At 24.7% G+C, this 26,912-nt stretch carries 22 protein-coding genes, 1 other RNA gene and 1 pseudogene; 14 read left to right on the forward strand and 10 right to left on the reverse strand.

Translation table 11 applies throughout. The features are described from left to right. Positions 1 to 9: 9 nt before the first annotated feature. The 4 genes and pseudogenes from ribH (at position 10) to nusB (ending at position 3,102) form a co-directional block, all read left to right on the forward strand. Positions 10 to 486: a 6,7-dimethyl-8-ribityllumazine synthase gene (gene ribH, locus BUMPG002_RS02335; RefSeq protein WP_044006142.1), complete on the forward strand. Its 477-nt coding sequence runs from the start codon at positions 10 to 12 to the stop codon at positions 484 to 486. A gap of 50 nt (positions 487 to 536) precedes the next feature. Then, positions 537 to 1,508: a thiamine-phosphate kinase gene (gene thiL / locus BUMPG002_RS02340; RefSeq protein ID WP_025369084.1), complete on the forward strand. Its 972-nt coding sequence runs from the start codon at positions 537 to 539 to the stop codon at positions 1,506 to 1,508. Positions 1,509 to 1,553: 45 nt separating this feature from the next. Beyond that, positions 1,554 to 2,645: pseudogene (gene ribD / locus BUMPG002_RS03305) on the forward strand (bifunctional diaminohydroxyphosphoribosylaminopyrimidine deaminase/5-amino-6-(5-phosphoribosylamino)uracil reductase RibD). Between the two features lie 28 nt (positions 2,646 to 2,673). Next, positions 2,674 to 3,102 (forward strand): transcription antitermination factor NusB, encoded by a 429-nt coding sequence (gene nusB, locus BUMPG002_RS02355; RefSeq protein WP_025369087.1) that lies wholly within the window; start codon positions 2,674 to 2,676, stop codon positions 3,100 to 3,102. Between the two features lie 68 nt (positions 3,103 to 3,170). On the opposite strand, the gene dxs is transcribed toward nusB, so the two are convergent. Genes dxs through BUMPG002_RS02370 form a run of 3 tightly spaced genes read right to left on the reverse strand, consistent with a single transcriptional unit; the run spans position 3,171 to position 7,148 of the window. Beyond that, positions 3,171 to 5,000: a 1-deoxy-D-xylulose-5-phosphate synthase gene (dxs, locus tag BUMPG002_RS02360; protein WP_025369088.1), complete on the reverse strand. Its 1,830-nt coding sequence runs from the start codon at positions 4,998 to 5,000 to the stop codon at positions 3,171 to 3,173. A gap of 19 nt (positions 5,001 to 5,019) precedes the next feature. Then, positions 5,020 to 5,907 (reverse strand): (2E,6E)-farnesyl diphosphate synthase, encoded by an 888-nt coding sequence (ispA, locus tag BUMPG002_RS02365; protein WP_025369089.1) that lies wholly within the window; start codon positions 5,905 to 5,907, stop codon positions 5,020 to 5,022. A 59-nt stretch (positions 5,908 to 5,966) separates the two neighbouring features. Then, a complete protein-coding gene (locus tag BUMPG002_RS02370) occupies positions 5,967 to 7,148 on the reverse strand; it encodes an MFS transporter (RefSeq protein ID WP_025369090.1) in 1,182 nt (393 codons plus the stop codon). 70 nt (positions 7,149 to 7,218) lie between these two features. Between BUMPG002_RS02370 and BUMPG002_RS02375 the strand changes: the two genes are divergently transcribed. Continuing rightward, positions 7,219 to 7,563: a TusE/DsrC/DsvC family sulfur relay protein gene (locus BUMPG002_RS02375; RefSeq protein WP_044006143.1), complete on the forward strand. Its 345-nt coding sequence runs from the start codon at positions 7,219 to 7,221 to the stop codon at positions 7,561 to 7,563. Between the two features lie 4 nt (positions 7,564 to 7,567). On the opposite strand, the gene cyoE is transcribed toward BUMPG002_RS02375, so the two are convergent. The 5 genes from cyoE to cyoA are packed head-to-tail and all read right to left on the reverse strand — an operon-like array spanning position 7,568 to position 12,304. Next, complete coding sequence (cyoE, locus tag BUMPG002_RS02380) at positions 7,568 to 8,422, reverse strand: heme o synthase (RefSeq protein WP_025369092.1); 855 nt, start codon at positions 8,420 to 8,422, stop codon at positions 7,568 to 7,570. A gap of 19 nt (positions 8,423 to 8,441) precedes the next feature. Further along, positions 8,442 to 8,768 carry a cytochrome o ubiquinol oxidase subunit IV gene (gene cyoD / locus BUMPG002_RS02385; RefSeq protein ID WP_025369093.1) on the reverse strand — a complete coding sequence of 109 codons (327 nt, stop codon included), beginning with the start codon at positions 8,766 to 8,768 and terminating at the stop codon, positions 8,442 to 8,444. Further along, entirely contained in the window at positions 8,768 to 9,385 is a 618-nt protein-coding gene (cyoC, locus tag BUMPG002_RS02390) for a cytochrome o ubiquinol oxidase subunit III (protein ID WP_025369094.1), read from the reverse strand. Before cyoC ends, cyoD begins: the two co-directional genes overlap by 1 nt. Then, positions 9,382 to 11,379, reverse strand: a complete 1,998-nt coding sequence (gene cyoB / locus BUMPG002_RS02395; RefSeq protein ID WP_025369095.1) for a cytochrome o ubiquinol oxidase subunit I — start codon at positions 11,377 to 11,379, stop codon at positions 9,382 to 9,384. Before cyoB ends, cyoC begins: the two co-directional genes overlap by 4 nt. 4 nt (positions 11,380 to 11,383) lie before the next feature. Continuing rightward, entirely contained in the window at positions 11,384 to 12,304 is a 921-nt protein-coding gene (gene cyoA, locus BUMPG002_RS02400; protein WP_025369096.1) for a ubiquinol oxidase subunit II, read from the reverse strand. Positions 12,305 to 12,552: 248 nt separating this feature from the next. Here cyoA and BUMPG002_RS02405 point away from each other — a divergent pair, with 248 nt between their 5' ends. From BUMPG002_RS02405 to ppiD, 6 genes are all read left to right on the forward strand, one after another. Then, entirely contained in the window at positions 12,553 to 12,864 is a 312-nt protein-coding gene (locus tag BUMPG002_RS02405; protein ID WP_025369097.1) for a BolA family protein, read from the forward strand. A gap of 138 nt (positions 12,865 to 13,002) precedes the next feature. Beyond that, on the forward strand, positions 13,003 to 14,313 hold the full coding sequence (tig, locus tag BUMPG002_RS02410; RefSeq protein WP_025369098.1) for a trigger factor: 1,311 nt from the start codon (positions 13,003 to 13,005) through the stop codon (positions 14,311 to 14,313). A 147-nt stretch (positions 14,314 to 14,460) separates the two neighbouring features. After that, positions 14,461 to 15,087: an ATP-dependent Clp endopeptidase proteolytic subunit ClpP gene (clpP, locus tag BUMPG002_RS02415; RefSeq protein WP_025384595.1), complete on the forward strand. Its 627-nt coding sequence runs from the start codon at positions 14,461 to 14,463 to the stop codon at positions 15,085 to 15,087. 102 nt (positions 15,088 to 15,189) lie between these two features. Next, a complete protein-coding gene (gene clpX / locus BUMPG002_RS02420; protein WP_025369100.1) occupies positions 15,190 to 16,473 on the forward strand; it encodes an ATP-dependent protease ATP-binding subunit ClpX in 1,284 nt (427 codons plus the stop codon). Positions 16,474 to 16,659: 186 nt separating this feature from the next. Continuing rightward, entirely contained in the window at positions 16,660 to 19,008 is a 2,349-nt protein-coding gene (gene lon, locus BUMPG002_RS02425) for an endopeptidase La (protein WP_025384596.1), read from the forward strand. 107 nt (positions 19,009 to 19,115) lie between these two features. Further along, positions 19,116 to 20,987, forward strand: coding sequence for a peptidylprolyl isomerase (gene ppiD / locus BUMPG002_RS02430; protein WP_025369102.1), 1,872 nt, complete (start codon positions 19,116 to 19,118; stop codon positions 20,985 to 20,987). 81 nt (positions 20,988 to 21,068) lie between these two features. On the opposite strand, the gene queC is transcribed toward ppiD, so the two are convergent. Beyond that, complete coding sequence (gene queC, locus BUMPG002_RS02435; protein ID WP_025369103.1) at positions 21,069 to 21,761, reverse strand: 7-cyano-7-deazaguanine synthase QueC; 693 nt, start codon at positions 21,759 to 21,761, stop codon at positions 21,069 to 21,071. 202 nt (positions 21,762 to 21,963) lie between these two features. Here queC and BUMPG002_RS02440 point away from each other — a divergent pair, with 202 nt between their 5' ends. Both BUMPG002_RS02440 and BUMPG002_RS02445 read left to right on the forward strand, forming a co-directional pair. After that, entirely contained in the window at positions 21,964 to 23,709 is a 1,746-nt protein-coding gene (locus BUMPG002_RS02440) for a SmdA family multidrug ABC transporter permease/ATP-binding protein (protein ID WP_025369104.1), read from the forward strand. Positions 23,710 to 23,732: 23 nt separating this feature from the next. Beyond that, positions 23,733 to 25,475 (forward strand): SmdB family multidrug efflux ABC transporter permease/ATP-binding protein, encoded by a 1,743-nt coding sequence (locus tag BUMPG002_RS02445; protein WP_025369105.1) that lies wholly within the window; start codon positions 23,733 to 23,735, stop codon positions 25,473 to 25,475. A gap of 4 nt (positions 25,476 to 25,479) precedes the next feature. On the opposite strand, the gene ffs is transcribed toward BUMPG002_RS02445, so the two are convergent. Further along, an RNA gene (gene ffs / locus BUMPG002_RS03205) (signal recognition particle sRNA small type) lies at positions 25,480 to 25,575 on the reverse strand. Between the two features lie 211 nt (positions 25,576 to 25,786). Between ffs and dnaX the strand changes: the two genes are divergently transcribed. After that, a complete protein-coding gene (gene dnaX, locus BUMPG002_RS02450; protein ID WP_044006144.1) occupies positions 25,787 to 26,872 on the forward strand; it encodes a DNA polymerase III subunit gamma/tau in 1,086 nt (361 codons plus the stop codon). The last annotated feature ends 40 nt before the right edge of the window (positions 26,873 to 26,912 follow it).

Raw genomic sequence — 26,912 nt, forward strand, 5'->3', positions numbered from 1 at the left:
ATATAAAAAATGAATATAATTCAATCAGGTATTACAGCCAAACACGCATCTATTGTAATTATCATTGCTCGATTTAATGAATTTATTAATAAAAATTTATTATTAGGAGCATTAGATACTTTAAAAAGAATAGGTCAAGTGGAAGAAAAAAATATATTACAAATATATGTTCCTGGAACATACGAAATATCAGTAGCAGCAAGTTATATTGCCAAATCTGGTAAATATGATGCTATTATTGTAATCGGTACTATTATTAAAGGAGATACTGATCATTTTAAATATATAGCTGGTGATACCACTAGTAATCTTTTAAAAATTAGTACTCAGTATTTAATACCTATTACATTAGGTATATTAACCACAAACAGCATTGAGCAATCAATTGAAAGATCAGGTACAAAAATGGGTAATAAAGGTTCTGAAGCAGCTTTAGCTGTATTAGAAATGATTAATGTCATGAAATATTTAAAAAAAATACTATAATTTTAAATGTATTTTATTGAATATCTATCTTAAATATTTAACTCTCAATTATGAAATATACTGAATTTGAAATTATCTCTAAATATTTTCAACGCAATCAAAAAAAAGATCTCAATGAGATAAAAGGAATTGGAGATGATAGTGCTTTAATCAAAATACCAAATAATAATGTTCTTGCAATAAGTACTGATACACTAGTTGAAGACATTCATTTTTTTAAAAATATAACACCTAAAGATTTAGCCTATAAAACCGTTGCAGTTAATCTTAGTGATCTTGCTGCTATGGGTGCTGATCCAAAATGGACTACATTATCTATAACCATGCCTAAAATTAATAATATATGGTTAAAAAAATTTAGTAATAGTTTTTTTGATGTTTTAAAGGAATATAATATCAGATTAATCGGTGGAGATACTAATCGTGGTCCTTTAAGTATAACATTAAGCATTTATGGTTTAATAGAAGAAAAAGATGCATTACTAAGAAGTAATGCTCATGTAGGAGATTTAATTTATGTAACAGGAACCCTTGGAGAAAGCGCCGCAGGTCTATTTTTGCTACAAAAAAAAATATCTTTAAAAAATTCAAAGATACGAAACTATTTAATTAAAAGACACCTACATCCTATTCCTCGAATTTATGAAGGAAAATATCTCAAAAAAATTGCTAATGCAGCAATTGATATATCAGATGGATTGATTTCTGATTTAAATCATATATTGAAAAACAGTCAATGTGGAGCTAATGTTAATTTAAATAAATTACCTATTTCTAAAATTTTAAAAGAAAATTTTAAAAGTCACTATTACTTAAATTGGGCACTAAGTATAGGAGAAGATTATGAATTATGTTTTACTGTGTCAAAAAAAAATGTCAAGAAACTTAATTCAAAAATAAAAAAATTTTTAGTAAGTTGTACATGTATAGGAGAGATCACATCTCTTGAAGAAGGTTTAAATTTTTTCTATAACAACAAAAAAATATTTTTTAAAAAAGAAGGTTTTAATCACTTTAATTAAAAAAATTTTATAATAGTAGATTAAAAAATGAATGATATATTTTATATGAAAAGAGCAATAGAAATTAGCAAATTAGGAGTATTTACTACTTCACCTAATCCTAATGTTGGATGTGTGATTGTCCAAAAAAATAGTATTGTCGGAGAAGGATGGCATGAACAATCAGGAAAAAATCATGCAGAAGTTAATGCATTAATTATGGCTGATAAAAAAGCAAAAGGCGGAACCGCTTATATTACACTAGAACCATGCAATCATTTTGGAAAAACTCCTCCTTGTTGTGATGCACTTATTAAAGCTGGTATCAATCGGGTTGTTATATCTAGTATTGACCCTAATCCTAAAGTTTCTGGGAAAGGAATCTTATATTTAAAAAAAAATGGTATTTCTGTAACAACAGGTTTATTATCAAAAGAATCTCAAAAATGCAATAAAGGATTTTTTAAAAGAATGAAAACCGGATTACCATGAATACAACTTAAATTAGCAATGTCGGTAGACGGAAGAATAGCCATGAAAAATGGTGAAAGCAAATGGATTACTTCAAAATATGCACGTCAAGACGTTCAAGTATTCCGATCAAAAAGTTCAGTAATTTTAAGTAGTAGTTCTACTGTTTTGGCCGACGATTCTTTATTAAATATACGCTATGAAGAATTTGATAAAAAAACATTATCTATTTTCCCAAAAAAAATATTTCAACATCCAATAAGAGTAATTATAGATAGCAAAAATCGTATTACACCATCACATAAAATAGTTAAAACTGAAGGCAAAATTTGGTTGATGCGACGAAAATTAGATCAATATTTATGGCCTAAAAATATCAGTCAAATTATCACAAAAGAAGAAAATAAAAAAATTCATATTGTCTCTGTTTTAAAATTATTAGGAAAACATGAAATTAATAATGTATGGATAGAAGCAGGAAGTATACTTTCTGGTTTTTTATTAAATGAAAATTTAATTGATGAACTAATTATATACATAGCACCTAAAATTTTAGGACATGAAGCAAAACCATTATGTATACTTGATAATAAATTAAAATTACTTGATTCTCTTCTATTTAAATTTGAAGATATTTCTCAAATAGGTCCGGATGTAAGATTAATATTATCTTCTCAAAAAAACTAAAATTATATAATCAAGAGACATTTTATTTATGAAACCATCTTGTCGTAGGAAAGCTCGTGCATGTGCCTTACAAATGTTATATTCTTGGGAAATATCTCATAATAATATTAAAGAAAGTGCTGTGGAATTTCTAAAAGAAAGAAATAAAAAAAATATTGACATCATATATTTTTATGAATTAATCATTGGAATTACATGTGATTGTAAAAATATAGATAATTTAATGAAACCTTATTTATTTAGATCGTTAAAAGAGCTAGGACAAATTGAAAAAGCAATTCTTAGAATTTCATTCTATGAATTATATAAAAGAAGTGATATACCTTATAAAGTATCTATTAATGAAGGAATTGAATTAGCTAAATTGTTTGGTTCTGAAGATAGTCATAAGTTCATAAACGGTGTCTTAGATAAAGCTGCATTTAAAATGGGATATAACAAAAAAAAAATTATATGATATTTTTTTTTCAAAAATAGTATTTATAAAATGATATATTTTTATTAAAAATTTAAATATAATTTCAATTATTCTGTCAACCAAAAGAATATTTTTTTATAAATACCTTCTTCATCTAACTGATAATCATGTCTAATTTCATCCTGAGTTCCTTGCGGAATAAATTCATCTGGCAATCCAATATTTAAAACTGGTAAAGTAATTTTTTTCAACATGATAAACTCATTTACAGCACTTCCTGCTCCACCAGAAATAACACCTTCTTCAAGAGTAATAAAAAAATTATGATTAGAAGACAATTTTAAAATCATAGATTTATCTAATGGTTTTACAAAACGCATATCAACTAGTGTTGCATTTAAATTATTAGCAGCAAAAAAAGCATTTTTCAATAAAGCACCAAAATTCAAAATAGCTATTTTTTCTCCTAATCTTTTTATAAGAGATTTTCCTAATGGAATTTTATTCATGGGCATTAACAAAGCCCCTATACCATTACCTTTAGGATATCTTACAGCACTTGGACCTTTATTATACATATAACCTGTATAAAGCATTTGTCGACATTCATTTTCATTACTAGGTGTCATAATTATTATGCCAGGGATACATCGCAAGTAGGCTAAATCAAATATTCCTTGATGAGTTTGACCATCATTACCAACAATTCCTCCTCTATCAATAGCAAATAAAACAGACAATTTTTGTAACGCAACATCATGTATAAGTTGATCATAAGCTCGTTGCAAAAAAGTAGAATAAATAGACACAACTGGTTTATAGCCACTAATGGCAAGACCGGCAGCAAAAGTAACTGCATGTTGTTCAGCTATAGCAACATCAAAATATTGACCAGGGAAAAGACGAGAAAATTTTACCATACCAGAACCTTCAGACATGGCAGGTGTAATAGCTATTAATTTTTCATCAATTTCAGCCATTTCACAAAGCCAGGAACCAAAAACATCTGAATAACTAATAGATTTTTTTGAAACTATTGAATTACTTGAAGATATTGCATGCCATTTAATAGGATCTAATTCTGCCGGAAGATAACCTTTTCCTTTTTTAGTGACAAGATGTAATAAATAAGTACCTTTTTGAGATTTTATTTTTTTTAATATATTAATAATAAAATAAATATTATGTCCATCAAATGGACCTAAATATTTTAAACCTAAATTAGAAAAGATAGTATTTAATGAAAAAAAGTTATTTTTAATCTCTACAGTTTTTAAAAACTCTTTCTTCCCAAAAAAATCTAAATTATTTGTATTTTTTTTAGTATATTTAATATTTCTTAAAAATTTTAAATGATTATTTAATGCTCCTACATTTTTTGAAATAGACATTTGATTATCGTTTAGTATAATTAATAAATTAGATTTTAATTCTCCAGCATGATTCATAGCTTCAAAAGCCATACCTGCTGTCATTGCGCCATCACCAATAACACAAATAGTTTTTCTATTCTTGCCTTCTTTTTCAGCGGCAATAGACATTCCCAAACCTGCACTAATAGAAGTTGATGAATGACCAACACTTAATACATCAAATTTACTTTCTTCTCTACAAGGAAATGAGTGTAACCCATTTTTTTTTCTAATATTTTTTATATCTTTACTTCTTCCAGTTAATATTTTATGTGGATATGCTTGATGTCCTATATCCCACAGTAAATTATCAAATGGAGTATTATAAATATAATGCAATGCTACAGTAATTTCTACTACACCTAATCCAGATGCAAAATGTCCTTGAGAAATAGTCAGAACATCTAATAAATATTGACGCAATTCAATGCATAATTGAGGAAGCTGATCAATAGATAAAAGTCTTAAGTTTTTTACTGAATTCGCAAAAGACAAAATGGGATATTTTTTAAAATTAAAATTCATCAGATGCTCATTATAAAATTTATTCAATACGTTTAATTATAAAATGTGTTAATTTTTCTAATGCATTAGTATTAAAATTCTTTTTTTTTAAACTATCTAATGCAAAAAATGCTTTTTCATATAATTCTTTTATTCTATTTTTTGATTTTTCTATATTTGTCAAAGATGGATAAGTATATTTATTATTAATTTGATTTTTTCTTTTTTTAAAACCAATATCTTTCAAATCTAATATATCATCTTGAATTTGAAAAGCTAATCCAATAGAACTAGAAAAAATATCTAAAATTGATAGTATAGTTTTAGAAAAATTATTTGAAGATAAATATGCTAAACGAGTAGAAGAACGTATTAAAAATGCAGTTTTATACAAATTAATATTTTCTAATTGAGATAAATTCATCTCTTTTATTTTAGCTTCTAAATCTAACGTTTGACCTATACACATGCCAGAAGCACCAATAGCATTCGATAATTCAGAAATCATACTTATTCGTTTAAAATTAGATACACCAGGCATTAAATCTTTTGATAAAACATTAAATGCAAGGCTTTGTAAAGCATCTCCAGCAAGTAAAGAAATATTTTCATTATATTTTATATGACAAGAAGGTTTTCCTCTTCTTAAATCATCATTATCCATGCATGGTAAATCATCATGAATTAAAGAATATGAATGAATACATTCAATAGCTGTAGAAATTACATCTAATGTAATAATATTGACCTTAAAAATTTTTCCAGTAGTATACACTAAACAAGAACGTAATCGCTTACCACCTGAAAAAATACTATATTTCATAGCTTTTAAAAGATTTGATTCTTGAAAAGGTAAATTATTTAACGTATCGGATAATTTTTTATTTACGCGATCTTGATATACCTTATATCGACTAAAAAAATCCATATTTGAATACCTATAGAAAATAGTAATTTTATAAAAAATTATAAATAATATTTATTATCTCATGTTTTTTTTTCTAAAAGACAATTTTTTTTACAAAAAAGACTAAATATTAACCAAAATAAAATAATAAGTATTTCAAATAAAAACATTTGCTTAATATTTAAAAAAGTATATAACCATCCGCTACAAATACCTCCCAATGATATACCTAAAAACTGACTAGTAGAGTACATGCTCATTATACTGCCTTTATAATTGTATAATTCTTGTTTATTCAGATGAGAAGGAAGAAATACTTCAAGAAAATTAAAAGATAGAAAAAAAACTTGTAAAGCAATAATTGAAAATAATAAATGATCAGTTGATTCTATAAAAATTATCTCTGAAAAAAAAAGAAAAATAATAGAAATTTCAATAATATAATCTAAAACATATTTAATTTTACAATAAAATATAAATAAAAATAAAATAATAAAAGAAACTAATATAGTAAATAAATATACTTTCCAGTGATTGTTTAAGGAAAGACCAGATAATTCAAATTGATTAGGTATTATCATAAAATTCATCATTAATAAAAAATGTAAAAAAAATATACCAATATAAGATCTCATGAAATTTTTTTTGAAAATAAATCCTAATACTTGATTATTTAAAATATTTTTATTCTTATATGCAGTATTCTTATCAGAATATGGAAAAGTAAAAAAAACAATTATTATACAGATAATAGATAAAAATGAAGATGTCCAAAAAAGAGAAAAAAATCCAAAATATTTAACCATTAAAGGTCCAGATATCATTGCTATTAAAAAAGAAAAAGCAAAACTAACACCTATACAAGCAATAGCTTTGACACGATTTTTTTCTTGGATTAAATCAGATAAAAAAGCCATACATACACCTGAAATAGCTCCTGAACCTTGTAAAAATCTACCAATAATTAATCCCCAAATAGAATGAACACTAGCACAAATAATATTACCTATAAAAAATATCAAAAGACCAAATATTATAATTTTTTTACGACTAAATTTATCAGATAATATTCCAAAAGGAATTTGAAATATCACTTGAGAAATACCATAGATTCCTATTGACAAACCTATTAAAAATTTATTTCCACCGTCTAAAAGCATACCATATTTACTTAAGACAGGAAGAATCATAAACATCCCCAACATACGTAATAAAAAAATTATACAAAAACTTAATGTAACTTGTAATTCTGAAAAGTTCATTTTATAATTTTCCATATTCAATTTTTGATTAAACTTTTATCTTTAATTTAAAAATATTTTTCAAAAAACAATGCATACTAAAAATAAAATTTCATACACATATGAAGAAGTTGAAAAAGATTCAGAAGGATATTTAAAGAGAACTAAAGATTGGAATATCTTATTAGCAAAAGAAATTGCACAAAAAGAAAATATCAATTTAAATTCTGATCACTGGAAAGTGATTATTTTTATCCGAAAATTTTATTTACAATTTAATATTACACCATCTATGAGGATGTTAATTAAAAGTATTAAAGAAAAAATAGGAAAATCTAAAAGCAATAGTATTTATCTATTTAAGCTTTTTCCTAAAGGACCAGCCGAACAAGCTAGTAAAATTGCAGGAATTCCAAAACCAGTAAAATGTTTATAAAAAATTAAAATAAAATATCTATAGATAGCAAAAAATTAAATAAAATGACAACTACAATAGAACAATAAAATAATTGGCAAGCATTTTTTTTATTATTTTTTTCAATCTTATCACAAGATAAAAATAACCAATAAAAATTCACAATAGAAGATAAAAATAAAAATGTATAACTTAATTTACATAAAAATATTAGTAAAATACTAAAAAAAATAAAAAAAATAATATAATAGAAAATATGTTTTTTTGTCGTCACAACACCTTTTACTACAGAAAAAACCGGAATTTTAGCTTGTTCGTAGTCTCGAATTCTAAATATGGAAATGGCGTAAAAATGAGACATTTGCCAAAATATAAAAATGATAAACAATAAAATTGCAAATAAATCTATAGTATTTGTCACTGCTGTATAACCAATAATAGATGGTGTAGAACCTGAAAAACTACCAATAAATGTTGAATAAATTGTTCTACGCTTACATAATAATGTATACAAAAAAACATAAACAAAAAATCCGAAAAGTGACAAAAACATGGTTAAATAATTTACTGAAAAACCTAATATAGATATTCCTAGAATTCCTAAAAAAATAGAAAAGACGTACACGCATACGGGCGATAGTATTTTTTTTGATAAAACTCTATCACTCGTACGTTCCATTTTTTTATCTATATCACAATCGATTAAATTATTAAAAACACACGCAGAAGCAATAACCAAAGATGTACCTAAAACAGTATATAAAAACAAAAAAAAATTAAAAAAAGTATGCTTGGATGCGAACAAAAAACTACCTGTAATTGAAATAATATTCCCCATAATAATACCGGGTTTTATTATTTCTAAATAATACTTTAACATAGATAAAGACGTCTTAAATTTAATGTAATAGCATATGGTGATTTAAATTAAACATGATCCATATAGAACCAAAAACAACAATAAAAATTATTATAATTACAAATAATAACGCTACAATATTCCATTGTCCTTCTATAGTAGAAAAATTTAAATGTAAAAAAAACAAAAAATGAACAACAATTTGACTTATGGCACATATTAGAATAATTATATAATTTAAATCACTAGAGAATATTTTTTGCATCACTAACAAAAATGGTAATACAGTTAATACTACAGAAAATAAAAAACCTAAAAAATAAGATTTTATTTCCTTATCAATATTTAATTGAATACGATTGTACATTAAACAGCTCCGTTTAAATAAACAAAAGTAAAAACACAAATCCATATAATATCTAAAAAATGCCAAAATATACTAAGGCATAAAATTCGAGTACAAATAGAATAAGTCAAACCTAATACTCTTATTTGATAAAAAATTGATAATATAATAATTAAACCAAAAAAAACATGAACTCCATGTGTTCCTATAAGAGTAAAAAAAATAGAAAAAAATGCATCTTTATTAGGACCAAAATTATTTTCTATAAGTTCATAAAATTCACTTATTTCCATAAACAAAAAAGCAAAACCTAGAAAAAAGGTAATTATTAAAGATGAATAAATTATTTTAATATTTTTTTTATTGATGCCTATAACAACAAAACTACAAGACAAAGAACTTAACAATAAAAAAAATGTTTCTAACAGAACAGAAGATAAATTAAACAACCTATTAGGAATTAAATAAATAGATATATTTGAGTAAATTATAGCATAAACAGCAAATAACACTGCAAAAATGATACAATCACTCATTAAATATATCCATAAACCAAATAATTTATTATTTTTTAATTTCTGTTTTTCAATAGTTAAATTTGTTTTTGAGATTATATTATTTGTTTTATTATCTATCATTTTAAACCTGCTTTTTGAATATTTTCTAAATATTTCTTTTCAATTTTTTTTATTTCTTCTACTGATATAGTATATTCATGATCCTCATTTATGCTTTTTACTACTAAGCTTGTAATAATTGCAAAAAAAGATAAAAAACATAACCAAACAATATGCCATACGGCTGCAAAACCAAAAAATAAAGAAAAAACACTAATTAAAAAACCTAATCCTGTATTTTTAGGCATATGAATTTCTTGATAATTTAAAATATTATTAATTAATTTTGTTTTCTGATTTTTTTGATTTATTTTAGTCAGCCAAAAATCATCTCTATCTTTAACAATAGGAATAATTGAAAAATTATAGACGGGAGCAGGAGAAGAAACAGACCATTCTAAAGTTCTAGCATTCCAAGGATCACCAGTTAAATCTAGATTATATCGGCGATCTCTGATAGAAACAAAAAACTGTATTATTTGACATATTATACCCAATCCAATAAAACAAGCTCCAACAGCTGCAATAGATAATAAAGCATGAAATTCAGCATCAATATTCTGACTTAATCTGCGAGTCATTCCCATTAAACCTAAAAAATATAAAGGTAAAAAAGCAATTAAAAAACCTATGATCCAAAACCAAAAAGCACGTTTTCCCCATTTTTCATTTAAAATAAAACCGAATAATTTAGGAAACCAATAGCTAATACCTGCGAAACAACCGAAGACAACTCCACCAATTATTACATTATGAAAATGTGCAACTAAAAATAAACTATTATGCAAAATAAAATCAGCAGGAGGAACTGATAATAATACACCAGTCATTCCGCCAACAGAAAAAGTAACTAAAAAACCTAACGTCCATAACATAGAAGAATGCATATGAATACGACCATGATACATGGTGAACAACCAATTAAAAATTTTTACTCCAGTCGGAATCGCTATAATCATTGTAGTAATTCCAAAAAAAGCGTTTATGTTTGCACCTGCACCCATAGTGAAAAAATGATGAAGCCATACAATAAAGGATAAAATAGTAATAGATAAGGTAGCCCATACTAAAGATACATAGCCAAATAGACGTTTTTGCGAAAAAGTTGCTACTATTTCTGAAAATACTCCAAATACCGGAAGAACTAAAATATACACTTCTGGATGACCCCAAATCCATATTAAATTAACATATAACATAGCATTTCCACCTAAATCGTTAGTAAAAAAATGAAAATTAAAATAACGATCTAAAGTTAATAATACTAGTGTAATAGTTAAAACTGGAAATGAAATAACAATCAAAATATTAGTACATAAAGAAGTCCAAGTAAAAACTGGCATTTTAAAAAAAGACATACCTGGAGCTCTCATCTTTAAAATTGTTACTAAAAAATTAATTCCTGTTAATGTCGTTCCAACACCAGAAATTTGCAGACTCCAAATCCAATAATCTACTCCTACACCTGGACTATATTTTATACCAGATAATGGAGGATAAGCTAACCAACCTGTTTGCGCAAATTCCCCAATTCCTAAAGATAAAGTTAATAATACTGCACTACTAGCATTTAACCAAAAACTTAAATTATTAAGAAAAGGAAAAGCTACATCACGAGCTCCAATTTGTAAAGGTACGACTAAGTTCATTAAACCAATTACAAGTGGCATAGCCACAAAAAAAATCATTATTACGCCATGTGCTGTAAATATTTGATCATAATGATGGGGTGGTAAAAATCCTTTATAACCAGCTGATGAAATTACTTGCTGGGTGCGCATGAGCATTGCATCAACAAAACCACGAAACAACATAATAAATGCAAGTATTCCATACATAATAGATATTTTTTTATGATCAACTGTAGTAAACCATTCTGACCATAAATACTGCCATTTTTGATAATAAGTAATACCTGATACAAGACATAATGCAATCATAATAATACCAATATAAGTCACCATTATAATTGGTTCATGATAAGGTATAACGTCAAATGTCAATTTTCCAAACATTTTATTATTTCTCCACCGTAGCATTTTTCATCAAAATTTTATTAATAGATTCTTTTTTGTTGATTTTTAAACAATGTACAGAAGATTGATAGATAATTTCATTAAATAAATTTTTTTTAACATTTGAAAAATATTCTACAGGATGATTTTCATCTGGACTAGATATTGCATTAAAAATTTTTATTGTGTTTAGTTTTTTAGATGAATTTGTTATTACTTTCAACCATTTTGTAAAAGTAGTGTTGTTTGATACAGATATTGCAGTAAACTTCATATTAGAAAAACCTCTACCGCTATAATTAGAAGATATTCCTTTATATTTTCCCGGACTATTAGAAATCAAATTTAATTTTGTTATCATTCCAGGCATAGCATATATCTGACTACCTAGAGAGGGAATAAAAAAAGCATTCATAACAGAATTAGAAGTAATTCGAAACTCTATAGGTCTATTGACTGGAAACATAATTTCATTAATCGTTGCAATATGATAATCTGGATAAATAAATAACCACTTCCAATCTAAAGCAATTGCATCTATTTTAAGAGGCTTATACAAAGATACTAGAGATTTTTTCGGTTCTAACTTATGACTATAATGCCAAGATAAAAATGCTAAAACAGAAACTATTAAAATTGGAATAGTCCAAACTACAATTTCTATTTTTTTTGAATCACACCAATTAGGTTTGTATATCTGATTGATATTAGTTGAACGATACTTAAATGAAAAATATAAAGTCATAAAAATTACAGGAACAATAACAAACAACATCATTATAAATGATATAAATATTAGTGAACACTCTTCTATAGCAATAAATCCATGAGGGTTTAATAAAAAACTATTGCATCCATTTAATATAAAAAACATTGAAATTAATGATAATATTTTAAAAAAATTATTATAATTTAAACATGTCATTAAAAAACCTTACTTAATATATTATCAAACATTTTAGATTCAAAAGTTTTAAAAACTATTTTAAATAAAATGTTATTTAAAAATATGTGGAAAAATTATACTTTTGATAAAAGTTAATAATTTGTGAAATAATTGAATTATTTTCTAAAAATTGATAAAATTTAAAATAAAAATTTTTAATCATCTTTCATTTTAAAAAAACTTTAATATGCCTTAAATAATTTAAAAAAAGGATTAAATATTTATTAATGATTCTAAAAAAAATAAAAAAACATTTAACTGATAGAATAAACGTACATTTTATTATTATTAATGATAACAGTTTGTTACATAATTACTCAAAAAAAGGTTTAACACATTTAACCATTACTATTATTAGCAACGATTTTATCAAACAAAAACTCATAACAAGACATCGTATGATTTTTTCTATTTTATCAGAAATAATAAAAGAAAAAATATATTCAATGACATTAAATACTTATACTCCTATAGAATGGGAATATAAAAAATATAAAAAAAATAATATTTCTCATTGTTTTAAAAAAAATAAAAGTTAAAAAATACTATAAAGAATTTATGAAAAATTAAAAAAATCACTATTTTTTATAAGAACTATAATAAAAAATATTGCTAAAATTTTTTAGAAGATAGAATATCTAAAATATACTCATAAAATAATTGTTTGAGGTAATAAGATGAAATTTTTTATAGAAAAAAATAAAGATGCAGGTCATCGCGTTACAATTAATATTCCAAAAATAATTGTTAATAATGCAATTTTTAGAGAACTTATAAAAATTAGTAAAAAAACAAATATGAATGGATTTAGAAAAGGAAAAATTCCAATAAAAGTTGTACAAAAAAAATATGGTGAAACAATTTATTATGATGTATTTAAAGAACTAATGCAAAAATTTTTTTATGAATTTATTCAGAAAGAAAAAATAAAAATAATTGGTTTGCCAAAATATTATATGAGTTCAAATTTAGATAAAGAAAAAGAATTCTTTGAATATTCTGTAAATTATGAACTATATCCACAATTTGAAATAAAAGATATAGAAAATATAAAAGTAACAAAAATTAATACTAACATTACCGAACATGACATTAAAAAAAAAATAGAAGAATACCAAATAAAAAACAACGTTTGGCATATAGTTAACCAACCGATTAAATCTTATGATCGTGTTACCATTAACTATAACATTTATGAAAAAAATAAAAAAATAAATAAATTTAACAGAGAAAACATCATCTTTATTGTATCTGATAATCAACTTTTATCCCTATTAAATCATAAAATAATTAATCATTTAACTAATGATATTATTTTTTTAAAAGTTAAACTTCATCCATATCATCCAGAAAAAGAATTACAAAATAAAGAAATTACATTCAAAATTAAAATAATAAAAATTGAAAAAAGACTATTACTAGAATCAGACGAAATAAGAAAAAAAGAAATATTCACTCAAAAAGATCATGAAAACATAAAATACAATCTTAAAAATCAAATTAATCAAATTATTCAAAATAATTTAGAAAAACAAATTATAGAAGAAATAGTTAAAAAAAATCCTATTTTACTACCTCCTCTGTTATTGAAAGAAGAAAAAGAAACTTTATACAAACAATTACAACAACAATATAAAGAAAATAACAATCTTTTAGAAAAAAAATATTATATAGATATAAAATTAAAAGCAAAAAAAAGATTATATAATAAAATAATTTTAGAAAAAGTTATTTCTGATAATCAATATTTTAAAAACGAAAAAAATATAGAAAACATAATTAAAAATATTACTTTAGATTACGAAAGAGAAATGAAAATACATGACTTATATAATAATAAAAGTGTAAAAAACATAATAAAAAACATAGCATTACAAAAACAAGCGCTGCATTGGCTAATAGAAAGAGTGAGCATTATCAAAAAAAATTGGACGTTTGATCAATTTATCAAACATAAATGGGAAAATGATGAAGAATTTTTTGCATAATATTTACTATACTGTCTTATCTTGAATAATTTAAAATATTTTAATATATTCATATTGATTTAAAAAATATCATATAATATAGAAAATATTCTTTAAAAATTCCATATTTGTTATGTTAAAAACGTCCAGTCTTTTCAGGAAAAAAACATGTTACAGAGTCACAATCAAAACATCAAAAAAAATTCTAATTCAATATTAATTCCTATGGTTATTGAGCAGCATTCTAGAGGAGAGCGTTCATATGATATATACTCGCGATTATTAAAAGAACGAATCATCTTTATCACAGGAAGTATAGAAGATAGTATGGCTAATAATATAGTTGCTCAAATATTATTTTTAGAAGCTGAAAACACAGAAAAAGATATCTTCTTATATATAAATTCTCCAGGAGGAATTATCACCTCAGGTATGTCTATTTATGACACAATGCAATTTGTTAAACCAGACATTAATACTATTTGTATCGGACAAGCATGTTCTATGGCAGCTCTATTATTAACATCTGGTACAAAAGGAAAAAGATTTTGTTTACCAAATTCTAAAGTTATGATTCATCAGCCGTTAGGTGGATACCAAGGACAAGCTTCAGATATTGCTATTCATGCACGCGAAATAATAAAAATGAAAAAAAAATTAAATAAATTAATGTCATATCATACTGGTCAATCTATAAAAAAAATAAATAAAGATACAGAACGTGATTGTTTTTTATCATCAGATGAATCTATTCAATATGGTTTAATTGATTGTATTTTAACTAAACGTCAATAAAAAATTATATACATTTCATAATATCTTTCGTTTATTAAAATATATGGAATCTATTTACTCAAAAAAGAAAAAATATAATAAGAATAAAAAAGAGGTCAAAATATGACAGACAAGAGTAAAGACAATTCTAATAAACTTCTTTATTGTTCTTTTTGCGGAAAAAATCAAAAAGAAGTACGAAAATTAATAGCTGGACCAACAGTATATATATGTGATGAATGTGTAAGATTATGTAATGATATTATTACTGAAGAAATTATTAAAAATAAAGCATTAGAAAAAGAGAATCAAATAAATTACTTACCAAAACCAGAAGAAATTAAAAAACATCTTGATAATTATGTAATTGGACAAGATCATACGAAAAAAGTACTATCTGTTGCGGTATATAATCATTACAAACGTCTACGTAATTTGAATCATTCAAATAGTGTTGAATTAGGTAAAAGTAATATTTTATTAATAGGACCTACTGGTAGTGGAAAAACCTTATTAGCTGAAACTCTCGCTAAATTATTAGATGTACCATTTACCATTGCAGATGCTACTACTCTGACTGAAGCAGGATACGTAGGAGAAGATGTTGAAAATGTCATACAAAAATTATTACAAAAATGTAAATACAATGTAAAAAAAGCAGAATTAGGTATTGTATATATAGACGAAATAGATAAAATAGCACGCAAATCTGATAATCCATCTATTACTAGAGATGTTTCTGGAGAAGGAGTACAACAAGCTTTATTAAAGTTGATTGAAGGAACGTTGGCATCTGTTCCTCCTCAAGGAGGTCGTAAACATCCACAGCAAGAATTTTTACAAGTCAATACTGCAAATATTTTATTTATCTGTGCCGGTGCTTTTTCAGAGTTATCCAGAATTATTTCTAAAAGACTTGAAAAAGGAACAGTTATTGGTTTTAATGCAATGATAGACAGAAAACAGAAAGAAATATCAGAAGAGGCATTATTAAAACTAGTAGAACCTAAAGATCTCATAAAATTTGGTCTTATTCCAGAATTTATTGGTCGGTTGCCTATAATTACTATATTAAATGAATTGAACGAAGATGCATTAGTTAAGATACTTTGTGAACCCAAAAATGCTTTAATTAAACAGTATCAAACATTATTTCAATTAGAAAAAGTACATCTTGAATTTAATAAAAAATCTATCTTATCTATTGCAAAAAAAGCAATGCATAAAAAAACAGGTGCAAGAGGATTAAGATCTATTGTGGAAAACATTTTGCTAGATGTAATGTACGAATTACCATCTATGACAAATATAGAAAAAGTATTGATTAATGAATCAGTTGTAACTACTAATTCGTCGCCAAAAATAATATATGGAAAAAACAAATCAAAAAAAGCATCAGGTGAATAAAAAAAAAGACATCCGATGATCTAAAAAATAAAAAAAGTAAATCACTTTTATTTTATCAAACGCTTAGCATAAAATGTCAAGCGACCATTCCGATATACTTGACTAATTTTACAGGTGTAACTGCATGTTTTATTACATCTTGCAGTTTTTAAATAAATAGCGGAAATTCAACTAAGAGAGAGCTCTATGAATTCTGAGCGTTCTGAACGCATTAAAATCCCCGTCTTGCCATTAAGAGATGTAGTAATATATCCTCATATGGTAATTCCATTATTTGTAGGCCGTAAAAAATCAATAAAATGCATTGAAACCTCTATGGATAATGATAAAAAAATCATGCTAATTGCACAAAAAGAAGCATCTAAAGACGAACCTACAAAAAATGATTTATTTAATATAGGAACTATTAGCTCCATTTTACAAATGTTAAAATTACCAGATGGTACAGTAAAAGTATTAGTAGAAGGATTGCAACGTGCCTGTATTAAAAACTTAGTAAATAATGGAGAACATTTTATTGCAGAAGTAGAATTAATTATTTCCCCTACTATTTTAGATAAAGAGCAAGAAGTATTAATTCGTACAACAATCAATCAATTTGAATCTTATATCAAACTTAACAAAAAAATTCCATCAGAAATTTTAAATACTCTAAATAACATTAAAAGCTCAGAAAGACTAGCAGATACTATCGCTGCTCATATGCCATTAAAATTAAATGACAAGCAATCAGTCTTAGAAATACAAAATATAAATGAAAGATTAGAATTTTTAATGGCTATTATGGAAACTGAAATAGATTTGCTACAAGTAGAAAAAAGAATTAGAAATCGTGTTAAAAAACAAATGGAAAAAAGTCAAAGAGAATACTATTTGAATGAACAAATAAAAGCTATTCAAAAAGAACTTGGTGACATGGATGAAATTCCAGATGAAAATAAAATTTTAAAACGAAAAATAAAAGCAGCAAAAATGCCCAAAGAAGCAAAAGAAAAAACAGAATCGGAGTTACAAAAATTAAAAATGATGTCTCCGATGTCTGCAGAAGCGACGGTAGTAAGAAGTTATATTGATTGGATGATACAAGTTCCATGGCATATTAGAACAAAAATCAAAAAAGACATTCAACAGGCAAAAAAAATTCTTGATATAGATCATTTCGGACTAGAAAAAGTTAAAGATAGAATTTTAGAATACTTAGCAGTACAAAGCCGAAAAAATAAAATAAAAGGTCCTATTTTATGTCTGATTGGTCCTCCAGGTGTAGGAAAAACATCTTTAGGAAAATCTATTGCAAGATCAACAGGTAGAAAATATGTCAGAATGGCTTTAGGAGGTATAAGAGACGAGGCCGAAATTAGAGGTCATAGACGCACATATATCGGTTCTATGCCAGGAAAACTCATTCAAAAAATGGCAAAAGCTAAAGTTAAAAATCCATTATTTTTATTAGACGAAATTGATAAAATGTCTTGTGATATCAGAGTCGATCCAGCATCTGCTTTGTTAGAAGTATTAGATCCTGAACAAAACATGACTTTTAATGATCATTACCTAGAAGTAGATTATGATTTATCTGATGTTATGTTTGTAGCAACTTCAAATTCTATGAACATACCTGCACCATTACTTGATCGCATGGAAATTATTCGTCTTTCTGGTTATACTGAAAATGAAAAATTAAATATCGCAAAACGATATCTCTATCCTAAACAAATAGAAAGAAATGGATTAAAAAAAGACGAATTAATTATTACTGATTCTGCCATAATCAGTATTATTCATTATTATACTCGTGAAGCAGGAGTCCGTAGTTTAGAACGTGAAATTTCTAAAATATGTCGAAAAGTAGTGAAAAACTTGTTATTAGATAAATTATTAAAACATGTAGAAATAAATAGTACTAATTTAAAAAAATATTTAGGAGTAAAACGTTTTGACTACGGAAAAACTAGTAATCAAAATCAAATTGGTCAGGTGATTGGATTAGCATGGACAGAAGTAGGTGGAGAATTACTGACAATTGAAACTGCTTGTGTATCAGGAAAGGGAAAACTAACTCATACAGGTTGTTTAGGTGAAGTCATGCAAGAATCTATTCAAGCAGCAGTAACTGTAGTGAGGTCTCAAGCTGATAAATTAGGGATTGAAAAAGATTTTTATGAAAAACATGATATTCATGTTCATGTTCCAGAAGGGGCAACACCAAAAGATGGACCTAGTGCAGGTATAGCTATGTGTACAGCTATAGTTTCATCATTAACAAAAAATCCTGTAAAATCGAATGTAGCGATGACAGGAGAAATAACATTACGAGGACAAGTCCTTCCTATCGGTGGATTAAAAGAAAAACTATTAGCAGCACATCGTGGAGGTATTCAAACAGTCTTAATTCCATATGAAAATAAACGTAATCTAGAAGAAATTCCAAAAAATATCATTGAAGGATTATTAATCTATCCTGTTAAACATATTGAAGAAGTTTTAAAATTAGCATTAGAGAATATACCTTATGTTTCAACACATAAAAAATAATATTATATAGCTAAATAAAACTTGGCTGACAAAAAAATTGTCAGCCTTTATATTTAAATAACGTTCTTTTTTTATATAATATTTTAAATATCTAGGATCGTCATATTATGACAAAATATTTCAAATTAAGATCAACTCATATTATAGTGAAATGTATTTTAGGAATGATTATTTTATCTTTAGTATTCAGTACTCTAAACATGTATAGAAATCAAGATTTTGAAAAATATATAGCAATAGTTAACGGTGAAAAAATTAGTTTTAAAACATTTCAAAATATGTATTTGATTGAAAAAGAAAAACAAAAAAAAATATTCGGAAAAAATTTTTTTAAATTAAGTCATAACAAAAAATTTATGAAAGAAACATATGATTATATTCTTTCTCAATTAATCAATAATGTTCTTTTAGAACAATATACAAAAAAAATGAAATTACACGTAAACGAATTTAAGATAAAAGAAATTATATTAAATTCTCCTATATTTCAGAAAGACAAAAAATTCAACAAAGAAAAATATTTTAATTATCTTGCATCTATAAATCTTAATAATCATGAATATATCAATATAATTAAAACAAAAATAAATACTCAAAACTTAATAAATACAATTGAAAAAACAAACTTTATTTTAGAAGATGAACAAAAAAATATTATCAATCTACTTTCTCAAGAAAGAAACATCAAACGAGCAACATTGAAAATTGACAGTTCTATTAATAAACAAAATGTTACTGATGCTGAATTAAAAAAATACTTCCATGAACATGAACATAATTTTTATATTCCCGAAAAATTTAAAATTAGTTTTGTTGAATTGAAATCGGATAATTTTAACACAAACTGTAGTAAACAAGAAATTTATCAATGGTATCTAAAAAATATTAAAAAATATTCAACAAAAGAAAAAAGAAAATATAGTATTATTCAAAGTAAAAATGAAACTGATGCAATATCAATATTATCTGAATTAAATCAAAAACCTGAAAATTTTTCAAAAATTGCCAAAGAGAAATCTACAGATCCTATATCATCAAAAAAAGGTGGAGATATTGGATGGATCTCAATTGATTTAATACCATATGAAATTAAAAATGCTAATTTAAATCGAAAAAAAGAAATATCTAACATTATTCCATTTCATAATAATTTCTTAATTATTAAATTAGACGATATTTTGTTTAGCAGGCAAAAAACAATAAATGAAGTATATAATACTATTAAAAAAGAAATAAAAAATAAAAAATCATTAGATTTATATAATAATTTAAAAAATCAAATATATGAAGTTATAAAAAAAAATCCAAATCAATTAAATTCAACTCTTATAAAGAGTAATATATTTTTTAAAGATACAAATTGGTTTGATAAAAATTCTATTCCTAAAGTATTAAACATTCCTATATTAAAAAAAGCAATTTTCAATAAAAAATTATTTAAAAAATATAATGGAAAAATAGAAACAAACTCTATTTTTTTTATTTTAAAAAACAATCAATCTTTTTTAATTAAGATTATAGATTTCCAAAATAGAAAAAAAGAAACATTTAACAATGTCAAAGAAAAAATAACACAAAAATTACAAATAATAAAAGCAATAAAAGAAAATAAAGTAAGATCAGAAAAAATTATTTTTGAATTAAAAAAAGGTAATACAAATTTGTTTAAACAATCAAAATTACATTTTGGAAAAACTGAAACTATATCCCGTTATAATGAACAACCTATTACGTCAATAGTATTTTCTTTGCCACATCCGAAAAAAGGAAAAAAAATATATGCTTTATATCAAGATAAAAATAAAAATTTTGTAATTATATTACTTCAAAAAGTTTATAATAAAAATTTTTCGAAAAAAGAAAAAAAAATTATTTTAGAATATTTAGAAAAAAACAATACTGAAATAATTTTTAATTCTATTCTTCGAAATCTTTATGAAAAATCAACGATAAAATATGGAGAAAAACAAGAAATATAAAATTACCATAAAAAAAGTTATTCGATCATAAATTTATTAATTAATCAATACGAATAACTTTATTAAATATATAAATATTTTTTATAATTTCATTTTTTGCTTAATACTATCCATATAATAAGAGCGATTTAAATGCCATTTATCAAATCCTTGTTTGCGAAGAATACACGCTTGACATTTATTGCAACCTTTTCCTTGAATACCATTATAACAAGTCACTGTATCATTTAAAATTATATCAATAGAATTCCAATAATCTGATAAAGCCCATATTTCTGATTTATTAAGATTCATTAAAGGTGTTAAAAATTTAATATTACAATTCATACCTATATTAATCACATTATTCATTTCTTGAATAAATTTATTTCTACAATCAGGATAACCAGAGAAATCTACTTCATTAACACCTAAAATTACTGAATTAATTTTATGACTATAGGCATATATAGAGGACAAAGTTAAAAATAAAATGTTACGACCAGGAACAAAAGTACTCGGTAAAATAGAATCTATTGGATGAATATCATTAATTAAAAATTTGTTATTAGTTAAACTACTCATAGAAATATTTTGTAAATATTTAATATCTAAAATTATATGATTTTTTATACCTAATTTATTTGATATTAAGAGAGAACAATCAATTTCAGATTTATGTAATTGATTGTAATCGAAGGTAATACAATGAATTTCGTCATATATATGCGTATAATGTATTAAACAAGTTGTTGAATCTTGTCCACCACTAAAAACTACTAATGCTTTTTTCATTTTTTTTATAAGTTTTGATTTTCAAGACTATATTCTTCTAAAAATTAATTTTTAACTTGAATATAAATAAAAAATCTTTTTGTAAAAATATTTTTATATTATCACATAAAATAAAATTATTTTTAATAAAACATGTTGTAGATAATAAAAAATTACAATATTAAAAAAAAATTATAAATATTTAACTTATAGGATTTTTGTTGTGAAATTGTTTAATCAATTAAGATGGTTTTTTATACGAGAATGGAAACGATATTTTGGAGCAATTTTACTATTAATAATAATTGCTATTTTACAATTATTACCTCCTAAAATAGTGGGGATGTTAATAGATTTAATTATAAAAGAAAAAATACATGGCATCCAAATATTACCATGGATTTCTATCATTCTTTTAGTCGCTATTATTGTATATATATTGCGCTATTTATGGAGAATACTATTATTTGGTGCTTCTTATCAATTAGCAACAGAATTACGAGTAAAATTTTATTCTTACTTTAGTCAACAGAGTCAAAAATTTTTTTTAAAAAATAAAACTGGAGATTTAATAGCAAGAGCAACAAATGATGTTGATCGTGTAGTTTTTGCTGCAGGAGAAGGTGTGTTAACACTAGTCGATTCATTAGTTATGGGATTGTCTGTTTTAGTTGTAATGAGTACTCAAATTAGTTTTTTATTAACAGTAATTTCTTTAATACCTATGCCAATAATGGCTATCTTAATTAAAAAATATGGACAAGAGTTACATGAAACTTTTCGTCATGCACAAGCTTCTTTTGCTTTATTAAATAATAAAACACAAGAAATATTAACAAGTATTCGTATGATTAGAGCCTTCGGATTAGAAAAAAATCAATCTGATAAATTTGATGAAATTGTAAATAATGCAGGAAAGAAAAATATGGAAGTAGCAAAAATAGATGCCCGATTTGATCCGGTTATTTATTTATCAGTAGCCTTTTCTAATTTATTAGCTATTATAGGCGGAGGATGGTTAGTATGGAATAATTATATCACCATAGGTCAATTAACTAGTTTTATAATGTATTTAGGATTAATGATTTGGCCAATGTTAGCATTAGCATGGATGTTTAATATAGTTGAAAGAGGTAGCGCTGCTTGGGATAGAATAAATTCAATTATCAATAAAGAATTATGTATTCAAGATGGCAAAAAAATACTTCCATCTTCTTCTGGTATATTAAAAGCTAATATTAATTTATTTTTTTATCCTAAAAATAACATCCCATCTTTAAAAGATATACACTTTATTCTAGAACCAGGAAAAACTTTAGGTATTTGTGGTCCTACAGGTTCAGGAAAAACTACTTTGTTAAAACTAATTCAAAGACAATTTAATATTAAAAAAGGTGATATTCTTTACCATTCTATCCCATTATCAAAATTAAAAATTGATAATTGGAGAAGTCGTATTGCAGTTGTAAATCAAACGTCTTTTTTATTTTCAGAAAGTATTGCAAACAACATTTCTTTAGGAAAACCTACTGCATCTCAAAAAGAAATTGAAAAGGTTGCAAAATTAGCAGATATACATAAAGATATTATCTATTTGCCAAGAGGATATGAAACTCAAGTAGGAGAACGTGGTGTAATGTTATCAGGTGGGCAAAAACAACGTATTTCTATTGCACGAGCATTGCTTTTAAATGCAGAAATATTAATATTAGATGATGCTTTATCTGCTGTTGATAGTCAAACAGAAAATAATATATTAAAAAATATTAATCAATGGAAAAAAAACGGACATTCTTTAATTATTACAGCACATCGTTTATCCGCATTAATTAATTCAGATGAAATTATAGTAATAAAAAATGGTTTAATTATACAAAGAGGAAATCACTCACAATTAAGTCAAGAAGAAAATTGGTATAAAGCTATGTATTATTATCAAAAATCAGAAATGGAACTTGAGGACAAATAAAAAATAGGTGAAAAATTTATAATATGAATCATTTAATCGAGTTTTGGCCAATTTTAAAGCGTTTACTAACTTATGTTATACCTTTTAAAAAGTCACTAATATTAGCATTTTTTTTACTTTTAAGTGGATCACTATCAGAAGTTTTAGGTCCTATTTTAATAAGCTATTTTATTAATAATATTTTATCTAAACATCAATTGCATTTTAAAATTATATTTCTAATAATAGTATTATATATACTATTGCAAATTTTATCAGTATTTTTTAATTATTTTCAAAGTATTTTGTTTAACAAAATAGCGGTAAAAACTATTAATAAATTACGTCAAGATGTAATGAATTCTGCATTAAGACAGCCTATCAGTCAATTTGATTCTCAACCAATCGGTCAAATGATTTCAAAAGTGACTAATGATACTGAAGCAGTAAAAGAATTATATGATACAGTAGCTCCTACTTTATTTAGAAGTATCGCATTAATTTTGGTGATATTATTTGCAATGTTTAGTCTAGAATGGCACATGGCGATAATAGCTTTATTTATTTTGCCATTAGTTATTATAATTATGTGCGTTTATCAATACTACAGCACTCCACTTTTAAGAAAAGTACGATACTATTTAGCTGAAATAAATAATAAATTTAATGAAACAATTAATGGTATCAATGTAATTCAACAATTTCGTCAACAAAATAGATTTGAAAAATATATAGAAAAAAGTAGTCAGTTACATTATATGGCACGTATGAAAATATTAAGATTAGATGGTATTTTATTAAGACCATTATTAAGTTTATTATCTGCTTTAGTATTATGTAACTTTATATTTTTATTTAGTTATTTCTCTATTGGAGCCTTTGAAGTAGGTATATTATACGCATTTATTACTTATCTTGGAAGACTAAATGAACCTTTGATTGCTATTACCATCCAACAAGCTATATTACAACAATCTATTGTCGCAGGAGAACGAATATTCTCACTTATAGATTCACCAAAACAAAAATATGGTAAAAACAAACAAACATTAAATAGTGGGGAAATACATATTGATAATCTTTGTTTTAATTATCAAAATGATACTAAAAATGTTCTTGAAAATATCAATATTAATATTCCTTCAAACAGTTTTATTGCATTTGTAGGACATACTGGTAGTGGTAAAAGCACTCTAGCAAATTTATTAATGGGATATTATCCTATAAAAACTGGTCAAATATATTTAGATGGAAAATCGATTGATTCAATCAGTCATACTGTTTTAAGAAAAAACATACTTATGGTACAACAAGATCCAATAGTTCTTTCAGATACTGTTTTTGAAAATATTACATTAGGAAGAAAAATATCTGAAGATCAAGTTTGGAAAATATTAGATACTGTATCTCTGACACCTTTAGTAAAATCTATGCCTAAAGGAATTTATTCTTTATTAGGAGAAGAAGGTAATAATTTATCTGTAGGTCAAAAACAATTATTAGCAATTGCTAGAATACTAGTTATGCATCCTAAAATACTGATATTAGATGAAGCAACTGCTAATATCGACTCCGGAACAGAACAATTAATTCAAAAAACGTTACTATCTATAAGAAAAAAATCTACCTTAGTTGTTATTGCACATAGACTTTCAACCATTATCGATGCAGATTTAATTGTTGTATTAAAACGAGGGAAAGTTGTTGAAATTGGTAAACATAAAAAATTATTAAAAAATAAAAGCTGTTATTGGAAAATGTATAAATTTCAACTGTCTAAAATTTAGGAGAATCTGTTAGCTGTATCAGAACACCTGTATTAGCTGATGTGGCTGCTTCCTTCCGAATCTGACCAAATATTCAATTTTACAGTGTTTGAGGCTAACAGAAAACTCCATTTTATATTTGATAAACTATATTTATTAGATCTATCAAAAGTTATTTTTATTAAAATTAAAAAGTACATTTTATATATAAAATTTAAAATTTACAACTAGTATTTATCATTAAAAATATTTTAAAAATAAATAAGAATACTTTCATAATATAATAAATATTGATAGCATAGTCTTTTTTATAAAATATTATATCATAATATATGAATTATCAAATATTAGCAAGAAAATGGCGTCCACAATCTTTTCAAGATATAATTGGTCAAGCTCATATTGTAACTGCCATCTCTAATGAATTATCTTTAAATCGTATTCATCATTCGTGGTTATTATCTGGTACACGAGGAGTTGGAAAAACTACAATTGCTCGATTATTAGCTAAAAGTTTAAATTGTCAAAAAGGTATTACAGCAAATCCTTGTAGAAAATGCATTATTTGTCAAGAAATAGAAAAAGGATTATGTCTAGATTTTCTAGAAATTGATGCTGCCTCTCGAACAAAAGTAGAAGACATACGAGAAATTTTAGATAATATTTATTATTCTCCAGTTAAAAGTCGTTTTAAAATATATTTAATTGATGAAGTTCATATGCTTTCTCGACATAGTTTTAATGCTTTACTTAAAACACTTGAAGAGCCACCTAAACATATAAAATTTATCTTAGCGACTACAGATATAGAAAAAATACCTAAAACTATTATTTCTCGTTGTTTATATTTTAAATTTAAAATACTTTCTGAAGAAAACATTTTTAATCTATTAACATATATTTTAAGAAAAGAATGTATTAAATTTGATAATAATTCTTTAAGAAAAATATCAAATCATGCTAAAGGAAGTATAAGAGATGCACTGAATTTATTAGAACATGGTATAAATTTAGGCAATGGAATTGTTAATATAAAAAATATAACAAACATGTTAGGAATTCCTGCTGAAAAACATTCTTTTTTATTAACTGATGCAGTTTTAAAAAAAGATGTAAAAAAAACAATGTTTTTATTAAATGAAATAAGTAATATAGGAGTAGAATGGGAAGAAGTTTTAATAGAAATGTTACATTTGTTATATCAAATTAATATGTCACAATCTTTACCACTAGAGTGGGAACAAAGTGTTACAGAAATTTATAAAAATGAAATTAAAAAAATAGGAAAAAATATTAACAAAAATAAAATTCAATTATGTTATCAAATATTAATAAATGGAAGAAAAGAATTAAAATTTTCGCCTAGTCAAAAAATAGGAGTCGAAATGACTTTGCTGCGTGCTATTGATAGCATATAAAGAATAAAAAACATCAAAAAAATTTTTCTCATTTACACTT

This window comes from Buchnera aphidicola str. G002 (Myzus persicae), assembly GCF_000521565.1.
GTDB lineage: Bacteria > Pseudomonadota > Gammaproteobacteria > Enterobacterales > Enterobacteriaceae > Buchnera > Buchnera aphidicola_C.